This is a genomic window from Aquimarina sp. Aq107 (assembly GCF_943733665.1).
GTDB lineage: Bacteria > Bacteroidota > Bacteroidia > Flavobacteriales > Flavobacteriaceae > Aquimarina.
Genome location: NZ_OX030782.1, coordinates 4,459,115 through 4,481,574, shown reverse-complemented (window position 1 = coordinate 4,481,574; position 22,460 = coordinate 4,459,115). Strand labels below are relative to the sequence as shown.

Annotated in this window: 18 protein-coding genes; 7 read left to right on the top strand and 11 right to left on the bottom strand. The window is 32.2% G+C overall.

Annotation, left to right across the window (positions count from 1 at the left end):
- Positions 1-9: 9 nt before the first annotated feature.
- From metG to NMK29_RS19370, 5 genes are all read right to left on the bottom strand, one after another.
- Positions 10-2,076, bottom strand: a complete 2,067-nt coding sequence (gene metG, locus NMK29_RS19390) for a methionine--tRNA ligase (RefSeq protein ID WP_108803268.1) — start codon at positions 2,074-2,076, stop codon at positions 10-12.
- 205 nt (positions 2,077-2,281) lie between these two features.
- Positions 2,282-3,895 (bottom strand): DUF1501 domain-containing protein, encoded by a 1,614-nt coding sequence (locus tag NMK29_RS19385; RefSeq protein WP_108803267.1) that lies wholly within the window; start codon positions 3,893-3,895, stop codon positions 2,282-2,284.
- A gap of 7 nt (positions 3,896-3,902) precedes the next feature.
- The gene (locus tag NMK29_RS19380; protein ID WP_108803266.1) at positions 3,903-5,363 is read right to left on the bottom strand and encodes a DUF1800 family protein; all 1,461 of its coding nucleotides are present in this window, start codon (positions 5,361-5,363) and stop codon (positions 3,903-3,905) included.
- Positions 5,364-5,679: 316 nt separating this feature from the next.
- The gene (locus tag NMK29_RS19375; protein ID WP_234424258.1) at positions 5,680-7,305 is read right to left on the bottom strand and encodes a DUF1501 domain-containing protein; all 1,626 of its coding nucleotides are present in this window, start codon (positions 7,303-7,305) and stop codon (positions 5,680-5,682) included.
- Between the two features lie 7 nt (positions 7,306-7,312).
- Positions 7,313-8,857, bottom strand: coding sequence for a DUF1800 family protein (locus tag NMK29_RS19370; protein WP_108803265.1), 1,545 nt, complete (start codon positions 8,855-8,857; stop codon positions 7,313-7,315).
- Between the two features lie 104 nt (positions 8,858-8,961).
- On the opposite strand from NMK29_RS19370, the gene NMK29_RS19365 reads away from it, so the two are divergent.
- The 7 genes from NMK29_RS19365 (at position 8,962) to NMK29_RS19335 (ending at position 14,058) form a co-directional block, all read left to right on the top strand.
- Entirely contained in the window at positions 8,962-9,858 is an 897-nt protein-coding gene (locus NMK29_RS19365) for an LD-carboxypeptidase (protein ID WP_108803264.1), read from the top strand.
- 1 nt (position 9,859) lies between these two features.
- A complete protein-coding gene (locus NMK29_RS19360) occupies positions 9,860-10,219 on the top strand; it encodes a YraN family protein (protein WP_108803263.1) in 360 nt (119 codons plus the stop codon).
- Between the two features lie 26 nt (positions 10,220-10,245).
- A complete protein-coding gene (locus NMK29_RS19355) occupies positions 10,246-11,142 on the top strand; it encodes an aldo/keto reductase (protein ID WP_108803262.1) in 897 nt (298 codons plus the stop codon).
- A 123-nt stretch (positions 11,143-11,265) separates the two neighbouring features.
- Positions 11,266-12,384: an AraC family transcriptional regulator gene (locus tag NMK29_RS19350; protein ID WP_108803261.1), complete on the top strand. Its 1,119-nt coding sequence runs from the start codon at positions 11,266-11,268 to the stop codon at positions 12,382-12,384.
- Positions 12,385-12,463: 79 nt separating this feature from the next.
- The gene (locus NMK29_RS19345; RefSeq protein ID WP_108803260.1) at positions 12,464-13,384 is read left to right on the top strand and encodes a hypothetical protein; all 921 of its coding nucleotides are present in this window, start codon (positions 12,464-12,466) and stop codon (positions 13,382-13,384) included.
- Between the two features lie 87 nt (positions 13,385-13,471).
- A complete protein-coding gene (locus tag NMK29_RS19340) occupies positions 13,472-13,642 on the top strand; it encodes a hypothetical protein (protein ID WP_159092203.1) in 171 nt (56 codons plus the stop codon).
- Between the two features lie 200 nt (positions 13,643-13,842).
- Positions 13,843-14,058: a hypothetical protein gene (locus NMK29_RS19335; protein ID WP_159092202.1), complete on the top strand. Its 216-nt coding sequence runs from the start codon at positions 13,843-13,845 to the stop codon at positions 14,056-14,058.
- A gap of 259 nt (positions 14,059-14,317) precedes the next feature.
- Here NMK29_RS19335 and NMK29_RS19330 read toward each other — a convergent pair whose 3' ends face one another.
- The 6 genes from NMK29_RS19330 to pdeM all read right to left on the bottom strand — a co-directional run bounded on the left by NMK29_RS19330 (position 14,318) and on the right by pdeM (position 22,459).
- A complete protein-coding gene (locus NMK29_RS19330) occupies positions 14,318-15,511 on the bottom strand; it encodes a serine hydrolase (protein WP_108803258.1) in 1,194 nt (397 codons plus the stop codon).
- Positions 15,512-15,600: 89 nt separating this feature from the next.
- Complete coding sequence (locus tag NMK29_RS19325; protein WP_108803257.1) at positions 15,601-16,512, bottom strand: helix-turn-helix domain-containing protein; 912 nt, start codon at positions 16,510-16,512, stop codon at positions 15,601-15,603.
- A gap of 247 nt (positions 16,513-16,759) precedes the next feature.
- Positions 16,760-17,053 carry a hypothetical protein gene (locus NMK29_RS19320; protein ID WP_108803256.1) on the bottom strand — a complete coding sequence of 98 codons (294 nt, stop codon included), beginning with the start codon at positions 17,051-17,053 and terminating at the stop codon, positions 16,760-16,762.
- 179 nt (positions 17,054-17,232) lie between these two features.
- Positions 17,233-20,598, bottom strand: a complete 3,366-nt coding sequence (gene mfd / locus NMK29_RS19315) for a transcription-repair coupling factor (protein ID WP_254097267.1) — start codon at positions 20,596-20,598, stop codon at positions 17,233-17,235.
- Between the two features lie 67 nt (positions 20,599-20,665).
- Positions 20,666-21,808, bottom strand: coding sequence for an aminotransferase class V-fold PLP-dependent enzyme (locus NMK29_RS19310; RefSeq protein WP_108803254.1), 1,143 nt, complete (start codon positions 21,806-21,808; stop codon positions 20,666-20,668).
- Between the two features lie 9 nt (positions 21,809-21,817).
- Positions 21,818-22,459 (bottom strand): ligase-associated DNA damage response endonuclease PdeM, encoded by a 642-nt coding sequence (gene pdeM / locus NMK29_RS19305; protein ID WP_255411770.1) that lies wholly within the window; start codon positions 22,457-22,459, stop codon positions 21,818-21,820.
- Position 22,460 lies beyond the last annotated feature (1 nt).

The window sequence follows — 22,460 nt, the reverse complement described above, 5'->3', positions numbered from 1 at the left end:
ATTCAAACATTAGCTAATCGTAGCACCAGGATTGACATCATCTTGATCCGGATTTAAAAAGACTAATTTTCCGGTAGGAGTTTCAGTCATTAGGATCATCCCTTCACTTTCTACACCTCTTAATTTTCTAGGAGCAAGATTTACTAAAACAGTCACTTTTTTACCAATTAGGTCTTCTGGTTTAAAGTGTTCTGCTATGCCTGAAACGATCGTTCTAGTATTAATTCCAGTATCTACTTTTAATACTAAAAGCTTTTTTGCTTTTGGCATTTTTTCAGCTTCTACAATAGTTCCAACTCGCATATCCATTTTAGTGAAATCTTCGAAAGTAGCTGTGTCTTTTTGCGGTTCTATGGTTTTGTTTTCAGCTTGGTTTGCTTTTTTAGTAGCTTCTAATTTATCTAGTTGTTTTTGGATATCAGTATCTTCAATTTTAGAAAATAATAGTTCGCCTTTTTCAATCTTATGATTGGCAGGAAGAAGTACCTCTTTTGTAGAAATATCATTCCAGTTCGTTTTTAAGTCATCAGAATTGATAGCAAGGATATTCTTTAATTTTTGAGATGTAAAAGGCAAAAATGGTTCTGATAAAGTAGCTAAAGCAGCAGCAACTTGTAAACCAACATACATAATAGTTTTAACACGCTCAGGATCTGTTTTAATAAGTTTCCAAGGTTCTTCATCTGCTAGATACTTATTACCTAATCTCGAAACGTTTAATAATTCTTGTGAACCTTCTCTAAATCTATAGCGCTCAATAGAGCTACTGATAACATCAGGATAGGCTCTTAGTTCTTTTAAGGTTTGTTGATCTACTTCAGAAAATTCATTTGGTTCAGGAATGATACCGTCGTAATATTTATTCGTTAAGACAACAATACGATTTATAAAGTTTCCAAAATTACCAACTAGTTCGTTGTTATTTCTATCTTGGAAATCTTTCCAAGTAAAGTCATTATCTTTTGTTTCTGGAGCGTTTGCAGTTAGTGCATAGCGTAATACGTCTTGTTTACCTGGAAAATCTTCTAAATATTCATGTAACCAAACGGCCCAATTCTTAGAAGTAGAGAGTTTGTTTCCCTCAAGGTTTAAAAATTCATTTGCAGGAACATTTTCTGGTAAAATGTAGCTTCCCTCAGCCTTTAACATACTAGGAAAAATAATACAGTGAAATACAATGTTATCTTTACCAATGAAATGTACAAGTTTTGTGTCTTTGTCTTTCCAGTATGGTTCCCAGTCTTTTCCTTCTCTTGCTGCCCATTCTTTAGTTGAAGAAATATATCCAATCGGTGCATCAAACCAAACATACAGTACTTTTCCTTCTGCTCCTTCTACCGGAACAGGGATTCCCCAATCTAAATCACGAGTTACTGCTCTTGGTCTTAGTCCATCATCAACCCAGGATTTAATTTGACCATATACATTAGTTTTCCAGTCCTTTTTATGGCCAATTAGTACCCATTCTTTCAAGAAATCTTCATATTGATCTAATGGCAAAAACCAGTGTTTTGTTTGTTTTAATGTCGGTTTTGCTCCAGAAATTGTAGATTTTGGATTTATCAAATCGGTTGCATTCAGAGAACTACCACAGTTTTCGCACTGATCTCCATAAGCTTCTTCGTATCCACATTTTGGACAAGTACCAGTTACAAAACGATCTGCAAGAAACTGATCTGCTTCTGCATCATATAATTGTTCAGAGGTTTCTTCAATAAACTTTCCATCTTCATATAATTTTTTGAAAAAATCAGAAGCCGTTTCATGATGGATAGGGGCAGAGGTTCTAGAATAATTATCAAAGGTAATTCCGAAATCTTCAAAAGACTTTTTAATGATTGCGTGGTACTTATCAATAATTACTTGAGGAGAAACTCCTTCTTTTTTAGCGCGCATTGGTATGGCAGCACCATGTTCATCACTCCCACAAATAAAGGCCACGTCATTTCCTGTAATTCTAAGGTATCTAGAATATATGTCTGCGGGAACATAAACTCCTGCAAGATGACCTATATGAATTGGGCCATTTGTATATGGTAAAGCTGATGTAATTGTATATCTCTTAGGTGCGCTCATAATGCTTATAAAAATGAGGCACAAAGGTAATAAACACTTATATAAAATAAGAAAGCTTTACCTAATTAATACGAATCTTATTTTATGCTTTTATATGAGAGTCTTTGACTAGGTTTAATTATAAATAACATTCTTTTTAATAGAAAAAACAGTATCAAGAAAGAATCTTGATACTGTTTAAAATAATTTTGATGTATTATAATTGTTATAAGATCATAACGGGTTTGCTATATCGTTTTTTGCCTTTAGTTATTCTGTAAGCATAAAACCCTTCGGATAGTGTAGTTTGAGCAGCTTCTTTTACGTTTATGACGTGTTCTCCTTCTAATAGCATTTCATTTTTTAGATTTGCTATTTTTTGTCCACTCATACTATACAAATCCACATTTACATGACCAGCCTGCGCATTGGTAATATGAAGAAATGATTGGTTGTCTGTATATGTAACTGTATGACCGAAATTTTCGAAGGTTGGGATTTCTTCATCCGTACCTAAACTATTACAACCAAAACCAAGATCTAATGGATCGTATTGTTGATCTAAAAGAGTTTGATCAACAATATTACTGTCTATACATAACCATTCCTTCATAATGGAAGCATAAACTTGTCTAAAATCATTGGTATTATATAGATTTCCATTATTATTTAGATTTGACAAATCTGGATGATCTCCGATAAAACCATTTCCATCCAGTCCTGTTCCGAAAAGCATCATTGGAGCCGCAGTTCCGTGATCTGTTCCACGAGATCCATTTTCTTTTACTCTTCTTCCAAATTCCGAAATTGTCATGGAAACTACTTTATCATCCCATCCAGCGTCTTTAAGATCATCGTAGAAATAGGACATAGTCTCTGACAATTGAGTCATCAATTCTTCTTGTCTATTTAATTGGTCATTATGTGTGTCAAAACCACCCAAGGTTACAAAATACACTTTGGTACCTAAATTTCCTTTGATAAGACGAGAAACGACACTTAGTTGTTGTGATAATCTATTGTCAGGATAGTTGCCAAAATCAGAAGTACTTTCATAGGCATCGTTAATTACTCCTGCATATGTAAATGTAGTATTTGCTACTCCTTTTAGGTAACCTACTTTTTCTCCGTGTGTACAATCAGGAAGATTACTTAGGTCATAAAGAGATCCATTTTGAGCTATTTCATAAAGTTTTCTTGGATCAGCTACAGAAAAAGCAAAATTGTTTTGGTCTCCATTAAATATAAGATTCCCACTACTTCCTATCTGTATAGCTGCAGGACGATCAGGAGGGCTTAATAAATAATCTGGATATAGGTTTTCAAAATATCTTCCCATCCAACCAGAACTTTCTTGATCAGTTACATCAGAGGTTGCCCAAATATCGGAACCTGTAAAGTGTGATAATGCACTTTGTTCATATCCTACTCCATGCACAATTTTCATCTGACCATCTCCCCATAATTTCTCAAATTTATTAGCATAATTGGGCATTCCATAATCATCATTAAGGTTGAATAATTGATTTTCTGGAATCTTTATATTAGGGCGTGCATTGGCATATGTATCGTATTGATTGATTGGGATTACTGTGTTTAATCCGTCATTTCCACCTTTAAGTCTTACAATTACTAGGACTCTATCATTTTCTGATTCATTTAGAGCAGCGGATAGTGGAGAAGGTTTTGATACAGACAAAGCGGTGTTAGCAAATGCCATAGTACCTCCACCAACGATTCCTAAAGCTTGTAAAAATGAACGACGGTTCCATTTCTTATGTTCTTGATTATTACAGCTACCAGATTTTGGTGTGAAATTTTTATAATGAGTATCGCACATGATGTTATTATTTAAGTTGGAATTCAGGGATTGTTATTAGAAATTGTAAAAGGCTATAGACCTGTTTGGGAGCAGTTTCCCAATCAAGATTCCAAGTGCCATCTTCAAAGTAATTTTCAGGAACTTGATCTTTAAAAATTTCTAAACCTTGGCTATATTCTGTAGCACTAATAAGCTCTTTAGATAAAAAATTATCCATAATTTGTCGAGATACTAACTCAACATCATTAGAGTTTTCGTCACTCACAGCCTTGCCGATCACTCTGAATTGCTCTTCATTATGCCTCCAAGCTCTCCATAGATACCAACCAATTCTGTCCCACCTTGTGGTAATTGTGTTAGAGTCTATCCAATCTTTATCTCCTTGCCAACCAGCAACATCAACTGGCTTTAATAATTCTTGCCCCAACTCTTGACATCCTCCGCGTATTTTGTTGTTAAATTCAAAATCTGCTGGTAATTCAAAACCTAAGTCTTTAAAAAAGTTAATTTGTACATCAACAGGACTTTTAATTTGAACACCTAAACTTTTTTGGTCAAAAAAATGTTCACTTTTAAACAGTTGTCTTAGTACAGGAGCTATTTCAAAATTATTATCTAAAAAGGTCTGAGCAAGTTGATTGATAATAGTTTCGTTGGTAGCTGGGCTAATAAAGTAGCGATAGAGTTTGCCGCAAATAAATGCTGCTATTTGTTGAGGTCTTTGTTCAAATAAAATTCTAATTACATCATAATAATCCCAATTTCCAGTTTGACCAAAAATTGTTTTATCATCACTATCAAATTTGTTAGTATCAAAAGTAATTGGACCCCAGCGTTCTTCTCTTTCGTTCCAACCAGTTAAAGCTCTTGCGGTTTCAACAATATCATTTTGGGTATATCCATTGTCTACTCCTAAGGCAAAGAGTTCATATAACTCCCTTCCATAATTTTCGTTAGGTCTGTTTTTCGTATTCTCATATCCGTTTAAATATATAAGCATAGCAGAAGAAAGCCCCACGTCGCTTGTGAAATCTTTAAAATTACCCAAAGAATGAAGTTGTATCAAATTGTAATATTGAAACATATACGCTGGGCTTTGATATGTGTTATCTTCTGTTACAAAATGATTACTCCAAAATAAAGTTAGACGATCTCTAAGATTATTTTGAAACATATCTGCCACCATTTGATTTTTCCAATCCCTTCTATATGAAAAGGCATTATCTGGTCTTGCGTCAAAATCATCTTTTATCCAATAACCCCAAACAGGTGCTGGAGTTGGATTTAGGTTCAAAGCTTCATCAATAAGACTATCAATATGGTCAGCAGGATTTTGATTAAGTGCGTTACTCACCATTTCTGGAGTAGCACCAAAACCAAGTCTTCTGTACAAATGATTAACTTTTTGTCTATTCCAGGGATTTGAGTTTGTTGGGGAATAGATGTTTAATGAAGCAACATTACACGAAGTATTTGTTGTTAGCATAAATAGATTGAGTTAGTTAAGAATTTACGTTAGTTTATTTTATTGGAACGTAATTATCTGATAATTAGTTTCTTGTTAAGAAATATTTAGTTTTTATTATGATAACTTTTGTTATTGTTTATTAATAATCATTTTTTCCAATAAAAATGATTTTAAACTAAATATTTAAAACTGTATTGCTGTAGCTCTTTTAGTATTCGTTTATGATTAACTAGTATTTGTTTATACCGTTTAGAGTTAACGATATAACATAACAAGTCCCTTAGTATTAATACTAAGGGACTTGTTATATATTTACTTTATAGCTTTTGCTATATTAAGAAATTAACAATGATTTGCTAAACTCACCTGCTCCGGTTTCAATTCTATATACATATTGACCTGTACTTAATCTTGTTCCAGCAGATTCTTTTACGTCAATCACGTGTTCACCTTCTAGTAGCATTTCGTTTCTTAATGTGGCTACTTTTTGTCCAATAATGTTAAATAACGTGATATCTACATGTGTAGTTTCTGGATTATTAATGTTTATGAAAGTTTGCCCTCCATCATAAGTCACTATATGAGATAGTGTTTCTCCATCTCCAGGGATATTAGGACTAACTCCACCACAAGTAAAGCCTAAATCTAAAGATTCAAACTCCTCGCCAAGTAAGGCGTCACTTACAGTACTTGGGTCTATACAGAGCCACTCTTTCATAACAGTAGAATAGATTTGTCTAAAATCATTAGTACTTTCTGCATTGAATCCAACACTAGGGTTATCTGGTAAGTCTGGATGTTCTCCAATAAAACCATTACCATTAAGTCCTGTACCAAAAAACATCATTGGAGCAACAGTACCGTGATCAGTTCCTAAAGAACCATTTTCTACGAGTCTTCTTCCAAACTCAGATATCGTCATAGTAAGAACTTTATCGTCCCAACCAGAAGCTTGTAAATCTGCGTAAAAATTACTAATACCTTCAGAGAAAGAATTTAGTAACTGTTGATGTCTTTGTATTTGATTGTTATGAGTGTCAAATCCTCCAAGTGTAACCATATACACTTTCGTTCCTAGGTTTCCTTTTATCAGACGAGCGACAATACGCATTTGCCTAGCGAAACTATCATCTTCTAAATATCCTCCGAAATCTGTTGATCTATTAAATGCTTCAGAGATTGCTTCGGCATATGTATATGTTACGTTTGTACTTTCTCTAATAAAATTTAACCGATCACCATATGTACAATCAGGAGCTGGGTCCAAACTATAACCTTGATTTTCGATGTAGGCTTCTAATCTTCTGGGATCTGAAATAGCAAAAGAAAAATCGTTCTCTGGACCTCTAAAAATTAGGTTACCAATACTACCAATCTGAATAGAAGGTGGACTTGGTGGTGGATCAGTGATATAACTAGGATATAATCTTTGAAAATATCTACCCATAAAACCTGAACGTTCTTCTTCAGTTAAATTGGTATTCGCCCATATATCCGTACCTCTAAAATGTGATAACGTTTGATCTTCATATCCTACTCCATGGGCTACTTTCATTTGCCCGTCACCCCATAAATTTTCTAATTTATTCATAGGTTTAGGCATTGCGTATTCGTTTTCTTCTAGATTAATAAATTCACTAGGAGGTATTTTTATTAAAGGTCTGGCATTTGCATAAATATCATATTGATTTACTGGAATAATGGTGTTATAACCATCATTCCCTCCACCAAGTCTACATATAATTAAAATATTATCTGTTTCTGCCTGACTTAAAGCTACGGATAGAGGAGAAGGTCTAGAAACAGTAAGATTTGTATTTGCTAACATCATAGATCCTCCTCCTACAAGTCCTAATGCCTGTAAAAAAGATCTACGATTCCATTTTTTGTGATCATCAGTATTACAAACGCCTTCTTTAACGTTTGCTTTTGTATTTTTGGGGTGGTGTGTATCGCACATAGGTTAATTATTTAAGTTGGAATTCAGGCAATTCATCAATGTGACTTAGTAGCGCATAAAACTGATCAGGAACTCCAGATAAATCTAGGGTCCAAAGAATAGGTGCTACAGCATCTGGCTCATAATAATTTTCTGGATAAAATTCCTTAAAAATAGCTAATGCTTCATCGAACAAGGTTTGATCTTCTAATCCTCTAGGCAGAAAATAATCTAAAATTGCTTTTACCACGATGTTAACCTGTTCTCCTTGTAATGTGTTATTTACAAAACCATCAGCTAAAGTTCCAATGGGAAGACCATTTAAGAAGTCGCTGAACTGTGTTTGATTCTGAGCGTAAAAAGTATTTATGATACTTTGAATACCTTCCCATCGACCAATTAAATAATCAGGACTAATCCAATCTTCATCTCCTTGCCAACCTTCTACATCAATTGGATTTAGTACTTCTTGACCAATTGTTGTCGTTCTTCCTAATAAGGAATTTAAAGTAGCTAGTGTAGGAGGAGATTCAAAGTTCAATTGTTTAAAATGAGTAACAAATAGATCGATTGGACTTTTAATAATGGCTCCTATAGCTTCTTGGTTAAAGAAGTGTTCGCTTTTAAAAAGCTGACGTAATACCGGTGCAATCTGAAAGTTATTTGTTATAAATGTTTGTGCCATTTCGGCTACGATTGCTTCATTACAAGTGGGACTTACGAAATAAGCATATAGTTTACCGCAAATAAAATTAGCAATTAATGTTTCTCGTTGAGCAAACAAATGCGCAATTACGTCATCAGGGCTTCCAAGTCCATAATATCCAAAGTTAGCGGTTTGACCAAAAATATCTTTCGTGTCATTACTAAATTGACCAGGATTAAAAGTAATAGGTCCCCAAGGAATATCATTAGTCTCTACCCAACCGGTAATAGCCTTTGCGGTTTCTATGATATCATTTTCATTATATCCATTATCTACACCTAATGTAAATAACTCATATAATTCTCTGGCATAATTTTCATTAGGTCTGTCTCTTGTGTTCTCATCTCCATTTAAATATACCAACATAGCAGAAGATATACCAATATCATATACAAATTGTCTAAAATCACCTAATGCATGAAATTGAAGAAGATTATAATATTGATATTGATAAGCAGGACTTCGGTATGATTGATCCTCAGTAACAAAGTGATTACTCCAAAACAGTGTTAAACGATCTCTCAATCCGTTTTGCACAAAATCATATATCATTTGTCTTTTACCCTCATCCTGATAAAAATTAATATCATTGTCCTCGTTAGCCATTTCGGCGGCTTCAAATTGATCTCGATTCCAAAAAGCCCATTCTGGGGCAGCAGTCGGAACCAATGCAATTGCTTCATCAATCAAGGAATCTACTAATGCTGAGGGGTTGTTCTGATTTAACGCATCAATAACCTGTGTTTTAGTAGCTCCAAAGGCTACTCTTCGGTATAAATGATTTATTCTGCTTACGTTCCAAGGATTCTCAGCCGAGGGTACATAAGGGTCTAACGATGCTAAGTTACAAGAAGTATCAGAGATCATAGGCAATAGGTTTAATTAGTGTTAAGGGACGATTTTCAGTGTAATATAATAGTTTAGAACGAAAACATTTGTTAATTAGTATCCTAAAATGAAAAATTTAAGAAATGTTGAAGCCTAATTTTGTTAAAAAAGGAGATAAAATAGCCATTGTTTCTACTGCACGAAAAATTAGTTTTAAAGAAATTAGTGAGGCTATTAATATTGCAAAAAAATGGGGTTTAATTCCTGTTGCGGGATCAACGATAGATTTAGAGTATAACCAATTCGCAGGTACGGATGATGATAGAAGGCAGGATTTTCAGAGAATGTTAGATAATAATGAAATAAAAGCTATATGGTGTGCTCGAGGAGGTTATGGTACAATAAGAATAATAGATCTGTTAGATTTTTCTAATTTTAAGAAACATCCAAAATGGATTATTGGCTACTCTGATATTACAGTATTACATGCACATATTCATAATTTAGGAATTCCTACAATTCATGCCGCAATGCCAGTAGATATTCATAAAGGTAGTGAAGAATCAAGACAATCGTTATATGATTCTTTATTTGGGAAAAAGATGGAGTATAAGATTCCCTCTTTCGAAAAGAATAAAATAGGAAATTGTAGAGGAAAGGTTATAGGTGGTAATTTATCAATCTTATATTCTATTTGTGGTTCTAAATCATCTATTGATTGTAAAGGAAAGATACTCTGTATTGAGGATTTAGACGAATACTTATATCATATTGATAGAATGCTCCAGAATTTAAAACGCAATGGATATTTTGATGGATTATCTGGTTTAATTGTTGGAGGAATGACTAAGATGCATGATAATAATATTTCTTTTGGGAAAAATGCTAAAGAAATTATTTTAGAGGTTGTACAAGAGTACAGTTTTCCTGTAGTATTTGATTTTCCGATGGGGCATATTGAAGATAATAGAGCATTAATTATGGGGGCAGAAATTTCTTTGGAAGTAAAAAAGGAATCTGTAATCTTAAAGTATATATAGGGTGGCAGAGCATAATTTACTTGGTAAGGAAGGAGAAACATTAGCTGTTGAGTTTTTAGAAAAAAAAGGATATAAAATTCTGGAACAAAATTATAGATATCTAAAGGCTGAAATCGATATTATAGCCAAAAATAATGATACAATAGTGGTGATCGAAGTAAAAACTAGAAGCACACCAGAGTTTGGTAATCCGCAGGATTTTGTAAAACCAAAGCAAATACAATTATTGGTCAAAGCAATTAATCATTATGTAGAAGAAAACGATTTTGATCAAGAGGTGCGTTTTGATATTATAGCAATAATTAAAAATAAGTTGGGTACGAAGATTGAGCATCTCGAAGATGCTTTTTATCATTTTTAATAATTAGTCTTAATACGAAGTAATAAATGAAATATCGCAGACTTGGTAATTCGGATATGGAGATTAGTGAAGTATCTTTTGGATGTATGTCTCTTGAAGAAGATTTTGAAAAAACAAAAGAACTAATCCATGTAGCGTTTGATAAAGGGATTAATTATTTTGATACTGCTGATATATATCAAAATGGTAATAACGAAGAAATGTTAGGAAAGGCCGTTAAAAGTTTTAGAGATAAGATCATTATAGGGACAAAAGTAGGGAATCAACCTAGGGATACTGGAGAAGGCTGGGATTGGAATCCAAGTAAAAAATATATTATAAATTCTGTAGAAAAGAGTTTAACTCGCCTAAAGACTGATTATATAGATCTATATCAATTACATGGAGGAACTATTGATGATCCTATTGAAGAAACTATAGATGCTTTTGAAACTTTAAAAAAAGAAGGCAAAATAAGGTATTATGGTATTTCATCGATTAGACCAAATGTAATAAGAGAATATGTAAATCAATCTAATATTTCTAGTGTGATGATGCAATATAGTCTTTTAGATAGACGACCAGAAGAATATTGCTTGGAATTATTAAGTAAAAATACAATTGGAGTTTTAACGAGAGGATCCATAGCAAAGGGGCTACTAGCTGGTAAAAGAGCAACGGAGTACTTAGAATATAGTTCTTCTGATGTTGATATGGTTGTTGAAAAATTACGGGAATCGTCTAAAGAAGATCGATTTATGTGTCAAATGGCCATCCAGTTTGTGCTAAACCATAAAGCTATCACTTCTTCTGTAGTTGGATTTAGGACAAAAAAACAGATGGAAGAGTGTATAACTATTTCTGAAAGAGAAGTATTATCTGATAAAGAGCTTAATAGTCTTAAAAGTGTGATTTCTCCACTTTTTTATAAAAATCATATATAATTTAGGTCGAAAAGTTAATTTCTCTAGAGTAGAAATGCTTTTTTAAAGTGTGAGCGTACCCAAACGGTCGTTCAAATTTTTTAATTTGATTAGATTTGAGAAAGGAACTTTTATAGCTTATATATGAATTCATTTGGAATTGTTGATTTACTATTGTTCTTAGGAATTAGTCAAGGAGTTTTTCTTGCGATTACTCTTTTATTGCTTCATAATAAAAACAAATTAGCCAATAAGATTCTATCTTTTATATTATTAATAGCCTGTTTGATGCTTGTAGGTAGAGTGTTTTATCCTAGATTTTCTGGAGCTTTATTTTTTCGAATTGCTGGGTTTGTTGATACATTGATTTTTGTTTTTGGACCTTTACTATATACATATATAAGAAGGTTGACGTTTAATGAGTCTCCGAGTTATAAAATTTCTTGGTATCATTTTATTCCTGCTTTTCTTCATATTTTGTTTTTTAGTTGGACTTTATTTTATACTAGAGAAGAGTTACAAATTATAATCAGTGAAGGTGGTTTCGATTTTGTTTATTTTATTGTAGAAACTTCAGGTTTACTAAGTAATGTAATATATATTGCTATATCATATCGTTTACTTAGTATCTATAAAACAGCCGAAAAAGCCAATCTTTCTTATTCCCAAAAAGTACAGACCTATCTAAGATTTTTTTTATCTGGAATTTCTGTTTTTATGATTTTATGGATCATAAGCTATGCTAACTATTTTATGAGATTTAAGGAGTTGTATTTTATAAGCTATCATCTTATTTGGATGTCAATTCCTATTTTTATTTACATTGTGGGATTTTTTAGCCTAAAACAACCCGAAATATTTAGGGTTCCACTCGTGAAGAAAAAAACATTACAAAAAGGACGATTGAATGGTGAAGAATTGGAAATATTAAAAAAGAATCTAGAAGATCTTATGGTTCATAAGAAGATATATTTAAATAATGCACTGACATTAAAAGATCTTTCTAAAGAACTTAATACCTCTACTAATAATATTTCTTGGTTACTTAATAATATACATCACTGTAGTTTTTATGATTATATAAATACCTATAGGGTTCAAGAATTTATTTCTAAAATTCAAAAAGGAGAACATTTTAATCATACTATTTTAGCATTGTCGTTAGATTCTGGGTTTAATTCGAAATCGACTTTTAACAAGGCTTTTAAAATGATTAAAAACGAGACACCTAGTAACTATATAAAAGCATTACAGACCTCATAAAATGTTTCAGCGTATACATTCGGTCGATTTTTAAAGTTTTTTGGCTCAGTTTTGAGTATAACTTTTAAAATTATATCAAATGAAACGAACAGTTAATTTTTTATCCGTAGTAAAGAAAGCAATATGCTCATCGATCACCTTATCTATCCTTATTTCATTCCTATTATTTACTGCCTGTAGACCGGGTGAAGTTCCTAATGTAATAACCACTGTAGAAACGGTGACAGATGGTTCATTTCACGATGGATTAGCTATAGATCGAAAAGGAAATTTATATGGGTCTGATTTTGTTGGAAATACGGTTTATAAGATGACTCCTTCTAGAGAAGTAACCGTTTTTGTGGATGGTCTTGTTTCTCCAAATGGTATTGGTATTAATAAAAATGATGAAATTTATGTTTGTGATCATTTTGCCAATACGATTTATAAGTATTCAGAAGAAGGCACACAATTGGATAGTATTCAGGCAATCTCTCCAGCTGGTATAAAAAGAATACCAGGTACCAATGATATGTTGTTTGTAGAATATAATACTAATACGATCAATTTGTTATCAGAAAATAATACAATTACTAAGTTGTATGAAGGGTCACCAATTAACGGACCAGCCGGAATTGCATTCGATAGGAGAGGAGATGTATATATCGGAAACTTTAATGACAGAAAAATTCATAAGTTTAAAGACGGTGAACTCACTTTTATTGCTGAATTACCTGCAGAAGCACCAAATGCTAATTTTTTAGGGTTTTTGACGTATGCCAGAGGTTTTCTTTTTGCTACTCAAATAGGAGAACATAGGATTTATAAGATCAATCCAAATAAAGAAAATGATTTTGAAGTATTTGCAGGAAGTGCATTAGGTAATGAGGATGGAGATGTTTCTGAAGCCACATTTAATTTTCCAAACGGAATTTTGGCTAGTAAGAACCAAAAGGTATTATATATCTCAGATGCTGGCACTAAGAATTTAAGAATTATTGAAAGCGGCATCGAACATTAATTTTAAATTAACATAAACAGGGAATTTTTCTCTTTTTATTTTGTAACTTATACCCACAATACAAATTAATCTTAAAATAAATTCATCATGTTAAAATCGATTTTGACTCAGCAAGGAGTAAAACAATTAAACAAAGAACAACAACAAATAATCAATGGAGGAGGAGGATTAAATTCTGAATGTCATTCTGATAGCGAGTGTGATTATCCTTATATCTGTGCGGGATGTTTCTGCAGACCTGTTGGTGGACCTTTTTAGTCCGCAGTAAATGTTTATAAGGCTAATTCGAATATTAAAAAGATCAAAATCGTAAGATTTCGATCTTTTTTTTGATATACGGGTAACAGAAAATAGTTTTTGGAACTTAAGTACGAATAAACCTTTTTTCGTGAAGAGACGACAAAGTCCTGATTGTCGATAAAATGTTCAGGTTATATATTGTTAAAATTAAATATGGTATGTTAAAATCAATTTTAAAATTACGGGGAGTAAAAATGCTTAATTCTATAGCTAAAAAAGAAATTAGAGGAGGTTTACAAAACAATGTATGCCCTGTGGTTGGTGAATCTTGTAAAGGGAATATGGGGGCAATAGTATTGGTTCCTACATCTTGTGGAAATGGTGTTTATGCAGTCTCCTGTATTGGAGGTGTATGGGTCAATTTGGATCAATAGATATTTTCTACTAGCTATGATAAAAGTCTAATCTATAATTTGAAGGTTAATCCAAACAAAACATACACTTTACGAATGACGCGTAAATATTTCTTTTGTAAAGATTAGACAAAATTCTGATTGTCGATAAATGTTCTGGCATTAATAATTCTTAAATCAAAAATTATGTTATACAATATTTTACAAGTCAAAGGAATTATAAAATAGTATTCTGAAAGGTGTCGTTTTAGAAAGTTGTAATTTTATATTTTTCATTTCGTTATTTTTTCTGGGGTATAAATATTTTTGCAATTGCATATACATTTTCGAATAAATCCGATGATGAACCATTTTTATTGGCTAGTATTGATATAGATAGATTGTATTCTGGAAATAACATTAATAATGAAATGGATCCATTGGCGATACCTCCATGATGCCATATGTTTATTTGTGATCCATTTTTAAATATATCTTTGGTATCATTCCTCCAACCAATAGCATAATTCTGTTCGTTAATTTCAGAATTGTTAAGTAGTACAGGTGTTGTAAGTATCTCAGTAATGTTTTTATCGAATAATTCATTATTTAGAAAAGCATTTCCTAGTTTGATGAGATCGGTTGGAGATGCCAAAAAACCTCCACCAGCCCATTTATTACTGTTGTTAACAGGATATACCTTTTTATACTTTTGATCAGTTACATCATAAAATTCTGCGACGTCTTTTATAGTTTCTGAAGTTTCCTCAACAATGAATTTAGCACGTAATGGTTCGAATACAGATTCTTTCATGAATTCAGGAAAGGGTTTTCCTGAAGCTTCTTCTATCATCGCACTAAGAAGGGTATAATTATAACTGCTGTAACTAAAATTATCACCAGGAGTAAATAATAATTCATCATTATTAAATAATGAAACACTTTCTTCCACACTAGAATAAGAATCGTTGTTGTAATATTCCCAAATAGGAAAACAAAGACAAGCTCCATAATTTCTTATTCCTGAAGTGTGTGATGCTAATTGTTTTAAAGTTAGTTCTTTAAGAGGGTCTTCTATATATGATACGAATTGTTTTACTTGATGGTCTAAATTAAGTTTATTGTTTTGAAGCAAAACACCTATTCCTAAAGAAGTGACTGCTTTTGAGGTACTTCCAATTCTAAATTTAGTAGTAAGATCTGCTAAGGTCTTATTCTCAATATCTTGATATCCGATAACATTGGACCATATGACTTTATTATTTTGACCAACTGCAATTGATACAGCTGGCGCTTCTAATTTTTTATAGATCTTCTTAAGAATACTATCGGCTTTATTTAATATGAAATCATTATGTGTTTGAACCGGTTGAATATTAGATGTATTGGGCTTGTTCTTCCAACCAATATTATATAAGAATATTGGTTCAAAAAGATAATAGACTAAGACTAAACTTAGAATGAAAATAGAACAAGTTTTAATATATTTTTTCATGTTTTTTAATTGAGATTAGACATAGAATTCCCTGTCATAGAAGGTCAATTCAATGATTTTGATGAATTATTTTTAAAATAAAAAAGAGATTATGCTAAGTCAGTTTCTTGTTGTTTAGCTTTAAGCATTTCAGAAATTCTATACAGAAGGATTATTTCAAGAATAATAGTAGGCGTAAGTAAAAAATATCCAAGAAACCCTAATATAACAGTAGCCATACATCCGTAGGCAATAATTTCGAAGATACCCGTGGTTTTTGCTAACATTCCTAGTGCATTTTGAAGTCTAATTACCGAGATTCCTAAAAGAATACCAATAACTCCAAAAGTGACAGCTTGAGCACCAATTATGTAGGTAAAATCCAATTCACCTATGTGTAAGGATATTAAATCATAGGTGTAGAAAATGATTGTCATACAGGTAAATATAAAAGCAGTTATTCTCAATAAGTAGTTTTTAAAAATTTTGCCAGAAAGTATAAAACCTCTCATAAAAAGTATAATCGCTATAAGAATTACCAATTTTAATACGCTATAAAGTGCGGTCGAGACTAACATTTCACTACCAAAATATCTTGAATAGTCCAATGCAAATTCTCCAAATCCAAGAATAAAATATACAATACCACTAATCCAAGATATGGTCAGTTGTCTAGTTAAAAAACTAGCTTCTTTACTGTCATCAATATCAAGAAGAAAAAGTTTTTTAAATTCTTTAGCTACTTTAGAATTTTCGGTTTGTATTTTTTCTAAGTCATAATCCAGTGCCGATAAGATTGTTTTTATTGTGTAGCTTCTTGGAGTTACTTCTCCCGCCTCAATGCGTTGTATAGTTCGTACACTAATATTGCATTGTTCTACGAGTTCTTCCTGTGTAAGTCCTTTGGATTTTCTTAGTTCGGATATTTTAATACCTAATGCTGGTTGTTCCATGATTTTTAAGTTTTTCGTTTCTTGTGAAGTAGTATTCCCTGCAGTAGAATTACTAGAACTTGTTTTCATTTGATACAGCAATATTAGTTGTAAGAGATAAAATCTCAAATTTTTTGACTTGACTTTGACCCGTCATTAACCTGACATTTCAAGTATAATGGTGGTTTCGGAGGATTTTTAGTAAATTCCTTTGGATAGGAAATATAGGAATTATTCTAATGCAAGAAGCTATGTTTTTTGGAATAAGATGTATTCTTTATATAAGATACTAATTAGGATAGTAGAGATTTTATTGTAGTAATTATAGTTTTTAGATCTAAGCGCACATTCTTAGATTTTGCAGATAACTCTTAACTTCTATAAACATAGCTTCTTTACTATGAAGATCATCAATATCATTACTATAATGGTAACCAAACGAATAATTCATGGAAAATTCTTCTATATCGATAAGTTCGGGGTGATTTTTATAGTTTTCTAATTCTTCAGCAAACCTTCTTTCTACATTAGAATAATTGATAGCATAAAGTCTATTGTTATTCCGAATATCACTACTTATTTTTCTTGATAAAGATCCTTTTAAAAAACTAAATTCTTCTTTTCGTCTCATAATTTAAGTTGGTTTAGTACTTATAATCTGAAATGAAATTAGAAATTTAAAACAGTATTAATTGTTTTTTATAGTTAAATACGGTTAAAATGACGTTGAAATGCAATTTTGCATCGACGAATGGTTTTTTGTTTTATAACGTTTGCAGTTAATTTTAACGTTTATAATTTAAAGAATACTTAAGAAGCTTGGGATTCATTAGTTGTAAATTTTAATGGTTGCAACACTTGAAGACCAGTATTAACAGAGTTAATATTTTCGAAAGTAAGCAATAGTCTTAATCCATTCCTTGTGTTTTTTTCTTTCATCTTGCAGACATTTGGGTTCTTTTGTACAAATTGAAGTACTTTGGAAAATGCAGGACTTTGGTAAAAATTAGATTGTTGATCACTAATAAAATATCCAATAAGTTTATTTTGTTTCATGATTATTTTCTCAATACCGATTGATGTAGCAATCCATTTGATGCGTACAGAGTTTAAAAGATCAATTGCTTGATCGGGTAATTCTCCAAATCGATCAATTAATCGCTTTTCATATTCCTGTAATCCACTTTCATCTTTAATGCCGTTAAGTTCTGTATACAGGTTAAGTCGCTCAGTAATATTATTGATATAATGGTCAGGGAATAATAATTCAAAATCGGTATCAATCTGTGTATCTTTTAGATATACCTTTTCTTTTTTATCATCTTCATATAATTCCGCAAATTCATTCTCTTTTAATTCTTCTATGGCTTCATTTAGTATTTTTTGATACGTGTCGAAACCAATCTCGTTAATAAATCCACTTTGTTCTCCTCCTAATAAATCACCAGCTCCACGAATTTCTAGATCTTTCATAGCGATATTAAATCCACTACCTAAATCAGAATGCATTTCTAAAGCAGTAATACGTTTTCTTGCATCTTCTGTCATTGCAGAATATGGCGGTGTAATAAAATAACAGAACGCCTTTTTATTACTTCTACCGACACGACCTCTCATTTGATGTAAGTCTGATAGTCCAAAGTTATTAGCATTATTGATAAAAATGGTATTTGCATTTGGTACATCCAATCCACTTTCTACAATAGTAGTAGACACAAGTACATCGAACTCTCCATTCATAAAAGAGAGCATCAAGCTTTCTAACTTTTTACCATCCATTTGCCCGTGCCCAATACCTACTTTAGCATCAGGAACTAGACGTTGTATCATACCAGCTACTTCTTTAATATTTTCTATTCTGTTGTGAATAAAATATACCTGTCCCCCACGTTGGATTTCATAACTCACCGCATCTCTAATCGTTTCTTCAGTAAATCTAATAACATTGGTTTCAATTGGATATCGATTTGGTGGAGGTGTAGTTATTGTAGATAAATCCCTTGCTGCCATTAAACTAAACTGTAATGTTCTTGGGATAGGTGTAGCAGTTAATGTAAGTGTATCAACATTTTCTTTGATCGTTTTTAACTTGTCTTTTACAGATACACCAAATTTTTGTTCTTCATCGATTACTAATAATCCAAGATCTTTAAATTTAACATTCTTATTTACCAATTGATGCGTTCCTATGATAATATCAACTTTTCCAGAAGCTAGATCTTCTAGGGTTTCTCTTTTTTGTTTGGCAGTACGGAAACGATTTACATAATCTACCACTACTGGAAAATCTTTTAGTCGTTCTCTAAATGTTTTAGCATGTTGAAAAGCAAGAATAGTGGTTGGAACCAATATAGCGACTTGTTTTCCATTATCTACGGCTTTAAATGCAGCTCTTATGGCAACTTCAGTTTTACCAAAACCAACATCACCACAAATTAATCGATCCATCGGTCTTTCGCTTTCCATGTCCGCTTTTACAGCTTCTGTTGCAGTACTTTGATCAGGAGTATCTTCATATATAAAAGAGGCTTCTAATTCGTGTTGCAAATAACTATCGGGATTGTACTGAAATCCTTTTTGAAGTTTTCTTTTTGCGTATAACTGAATTAAGTTAAAAGCAATATGTTTTACTCTTGCTTTTGTTTTTTGTTTTAACGTTTTCCAAGCCTTAGAACCGAGCTTATATATTTGAGGCGGTTTACCATCTTTACCATTAAACTTGGAGATTTTATGAAGAGAATGGATACTTAGGTATAATACATCTCGTTCTCCATAAATCAACTTGATAGCTTCCTGCTTTTTACCTTCTACGTCTATTTTTTGGAGCCCACCGAATTTTCCTATTCCGTGATCTATATGCGTTACATAATCACCAACTTCTAGATTAGTAAGCTCTTTTAGTGTGATCGCTTGTTTTTTGGCGTATCCACTTTTTAGATTAAACTTATGATAGCGTTCAAAAATCTGATGGTCCGTGTAACAAGCTATTTTTCGATCATGATCTATAAACCCTTGAAACGCAGAGAATACAATTGTTTCATATTGTTTTACATCTAAATCAGCATCATCAAAAATATCATGGAAACGTTTAGCTTGTTGTTCGCTTACGCAGAAAATATAATTCTTGTACTCTTTTTCGTGGTTTTCGTTAAGGTTTTTAATCAATAAATCAAACTGCTTGTTAAAAGAAGGCTGAGGTTTTGTGTCAAACTTTATAGCATAATCGGCTTTAGTTAGAGGCCTGTTTCCTATTTCTACTAATGTAAAATTTAGTAGTTGTTTTTTGATTAATTCCGAAGAAGCAAAAAGTTCTTCTGGTGTACCATGTTTGATATCTTCAGAAAGTGTTTTGAAGGCATCTTTAGCTTTTTCAAAATTTTTATCAATTCTTGTAGATAACAGATCAATATCTTTTGCAAAAATGACGGTTTTAGGTGCAATGTATTTTAAGAAACTCTCCCGGGTTTCTTGCATTGCTTTATTCTCGACATTTGGAATGATAGTGATCTTTTTAATTTGTTCTGTCGATAATTGAGTTTCTACGTCAAAGGTTCTAATGCTATCTACTTCATCACCAAAAAATTCCAAACGATATGGCTCATCATTACTGAACGAAAATACGTCTACTATACCACCTCGTACCGAAAATTCTCCAGGTTCAGTAACAAAATCTACTCTTTGGAACTGATATTCGAACAATACTTCGTTTACAAAATCTAAAGATAAAGTATCACCATTAGAAATTTTTAATGTGTTTTTTTCGAGTTCTTTTCTGGTTACTACTTTTTCGAATAATGCATCAGGATAAGTAACAATAAGTGCGGGCTTTTTACGAGAGTTAATTCTGTTTAATACTTCTGCTCTTAATAAAACATTGGCATTATCGGTTTCTTCAATTTGGTATGGTCTTCTATAACTACCAGGATAAAACAAAACATTTTTATCCCCTAACAATTGTTCTAAATCGTTCAGGTAATAAGCTGCTTCTTCTTTATCATTAAAAATACATAAAAAAGGTTTTTCTGCTTGTAGAAAAGAATTTTCAATTATAAAGGATAATGAAGATCCTATAAGACCTTGTAAATGAATTTTACTTTCAGATTGGGCAATAGCATTTCCCAGTTTCTGCAATTGCTGAGACTGTGCAAAAGTTTGCGTGATTAAGATTTGACTCACGTAGCGAAGATTTTATAGCAAATATAACAGCTATCTAAACGTATCCAAAAAAAGAACGTCTGATTTATTAAGAGAATTGAAGTAGTAGTTTTTCAAAATCTTTTTCAGAATTATATACATTACAAGAAACTCGTATAGCATTTCCTCTAAATGAAACGAAGATTTGCTCTTTTTTTAATTGAATCTTTAGTTTTTCTAGATTGATATGATTAGGAAGATAGATGCCAAACAAATGATGAGACCTAAAGGAATCATCTTCAATAAAACAACCTAATTCTCGGAGTTTTTGTATAGCTTTTTGAGAAATATTTTTCCCATATTCCTGAATGTTTTTTGGTTGCCATTCTATCAATTGATCTAAGGCTCTTATCATCATCGGTGTTAATACAAAATTACTTGATTCGCCTACAGAATATCGAGCTGCTTTTTCCTGATATCGATCTTCGTATTTGGTAAGTCCAGAAAAGTCTTCACTATTATACCGGCTCATCCAATTATGTTCTATTGGTGTTCCATTATTAAAAGCATCACTGTAATAAGCCAGGCCAATAGAATAGGGGCCTAATAACCATTTATAACCACCACAAACCAAAGCATCCGGCTCAATTTCTTGTATAGAAAAAGGGAAAGCACCTACACTTTGAGTTCCATCGATGACTAACATCGCGTTTACTGTTTTGGTTTTCTCGCGAATGGCTTTCAGATCAAATAAAGTACCATCTGCCCAGTGCACATGTGGCATGGCAATTACCGCTGTGTTTTTACTGATAGCTTCCAGAATATTTTCATTCCAACGCTTACCTCTGTTTTCTAATTCAACAAGAGGTCTAACAATTTTGATAGTTGCTCCATTTTTTCTGGCAACTTCTTGCCAGATATACACATTACTAGGAAATTGTTCGTCAACCAGAATGATTTCATCTCCTTTTTTAATGGTCACATTGTTCGCAGCATTCGCAATACCATAGGAAACAGAAGGAATAATAGCCGTATTACTGTAATCTGGAGCATCAATCAATGTTGCAAAACGCTGTTTTAGAATTTCTTTTTCAGTAAAGAAATCTTCTGGTAAGATTTCATTAGGATGTGCTTTTCTTTGCACAGATTGTAGACCTATTTCGGTAACTGATTTTAATTGTGGAGCCATATATGCTCCGTTTAAATAGGTTATCTCAGGAGATAGATCAAAAAGATGTTTTTGGTTTTGCATACTATTTTGTTATTGAGATACTAAAATAACTTCCTTTTTTGTGATAGCATATATTTTAACTTTTTCTATAATATCTAAGGTATGGTTGCCAGTAAATTCTCCAAAAGCGGGGAGGATAAGTTGATTTTCGGTTTGATAAAAACAAGCTAACCGTAAGCGTTGTTTTCCTAAACCTTCTAAAAGTACTCCAGGATGAATATGACCACAGAAATTGAAGAGTTCTTCTCGTTCTTCGGGATGATGACTAAGTAGAAAATTATCTAAAATTAATTCTGTACCGAGCTTTATACCTATTTCTTCATATTTATGAGGAGAGATGATATCATGATTTCCTATAATCAACAGAAATTGAGCCTTAGTGTTAGATACCCATTCTGAAAATAATATCCATTCATTATTAATAAAACTATGAAAAAGATCTCCTAAAAAACAAACTTTAGATGGGGTAAAGGTTTGGATAACTGTGTCTAATTGTTCAAAATTTTTGATGATAGCATCTTGTGGCACTGCACTACCATGTTTTCTAAAATGAGATATTTTTCCTAAATGCAAATCTGCAATCAAAAGCATGTCTTTTTCTTTCCAAAACATCGCACCCGTAGGATGAAGGATAAAGTTTTGATTTTGTATTTGTATAGTTTGTGATTTCAAT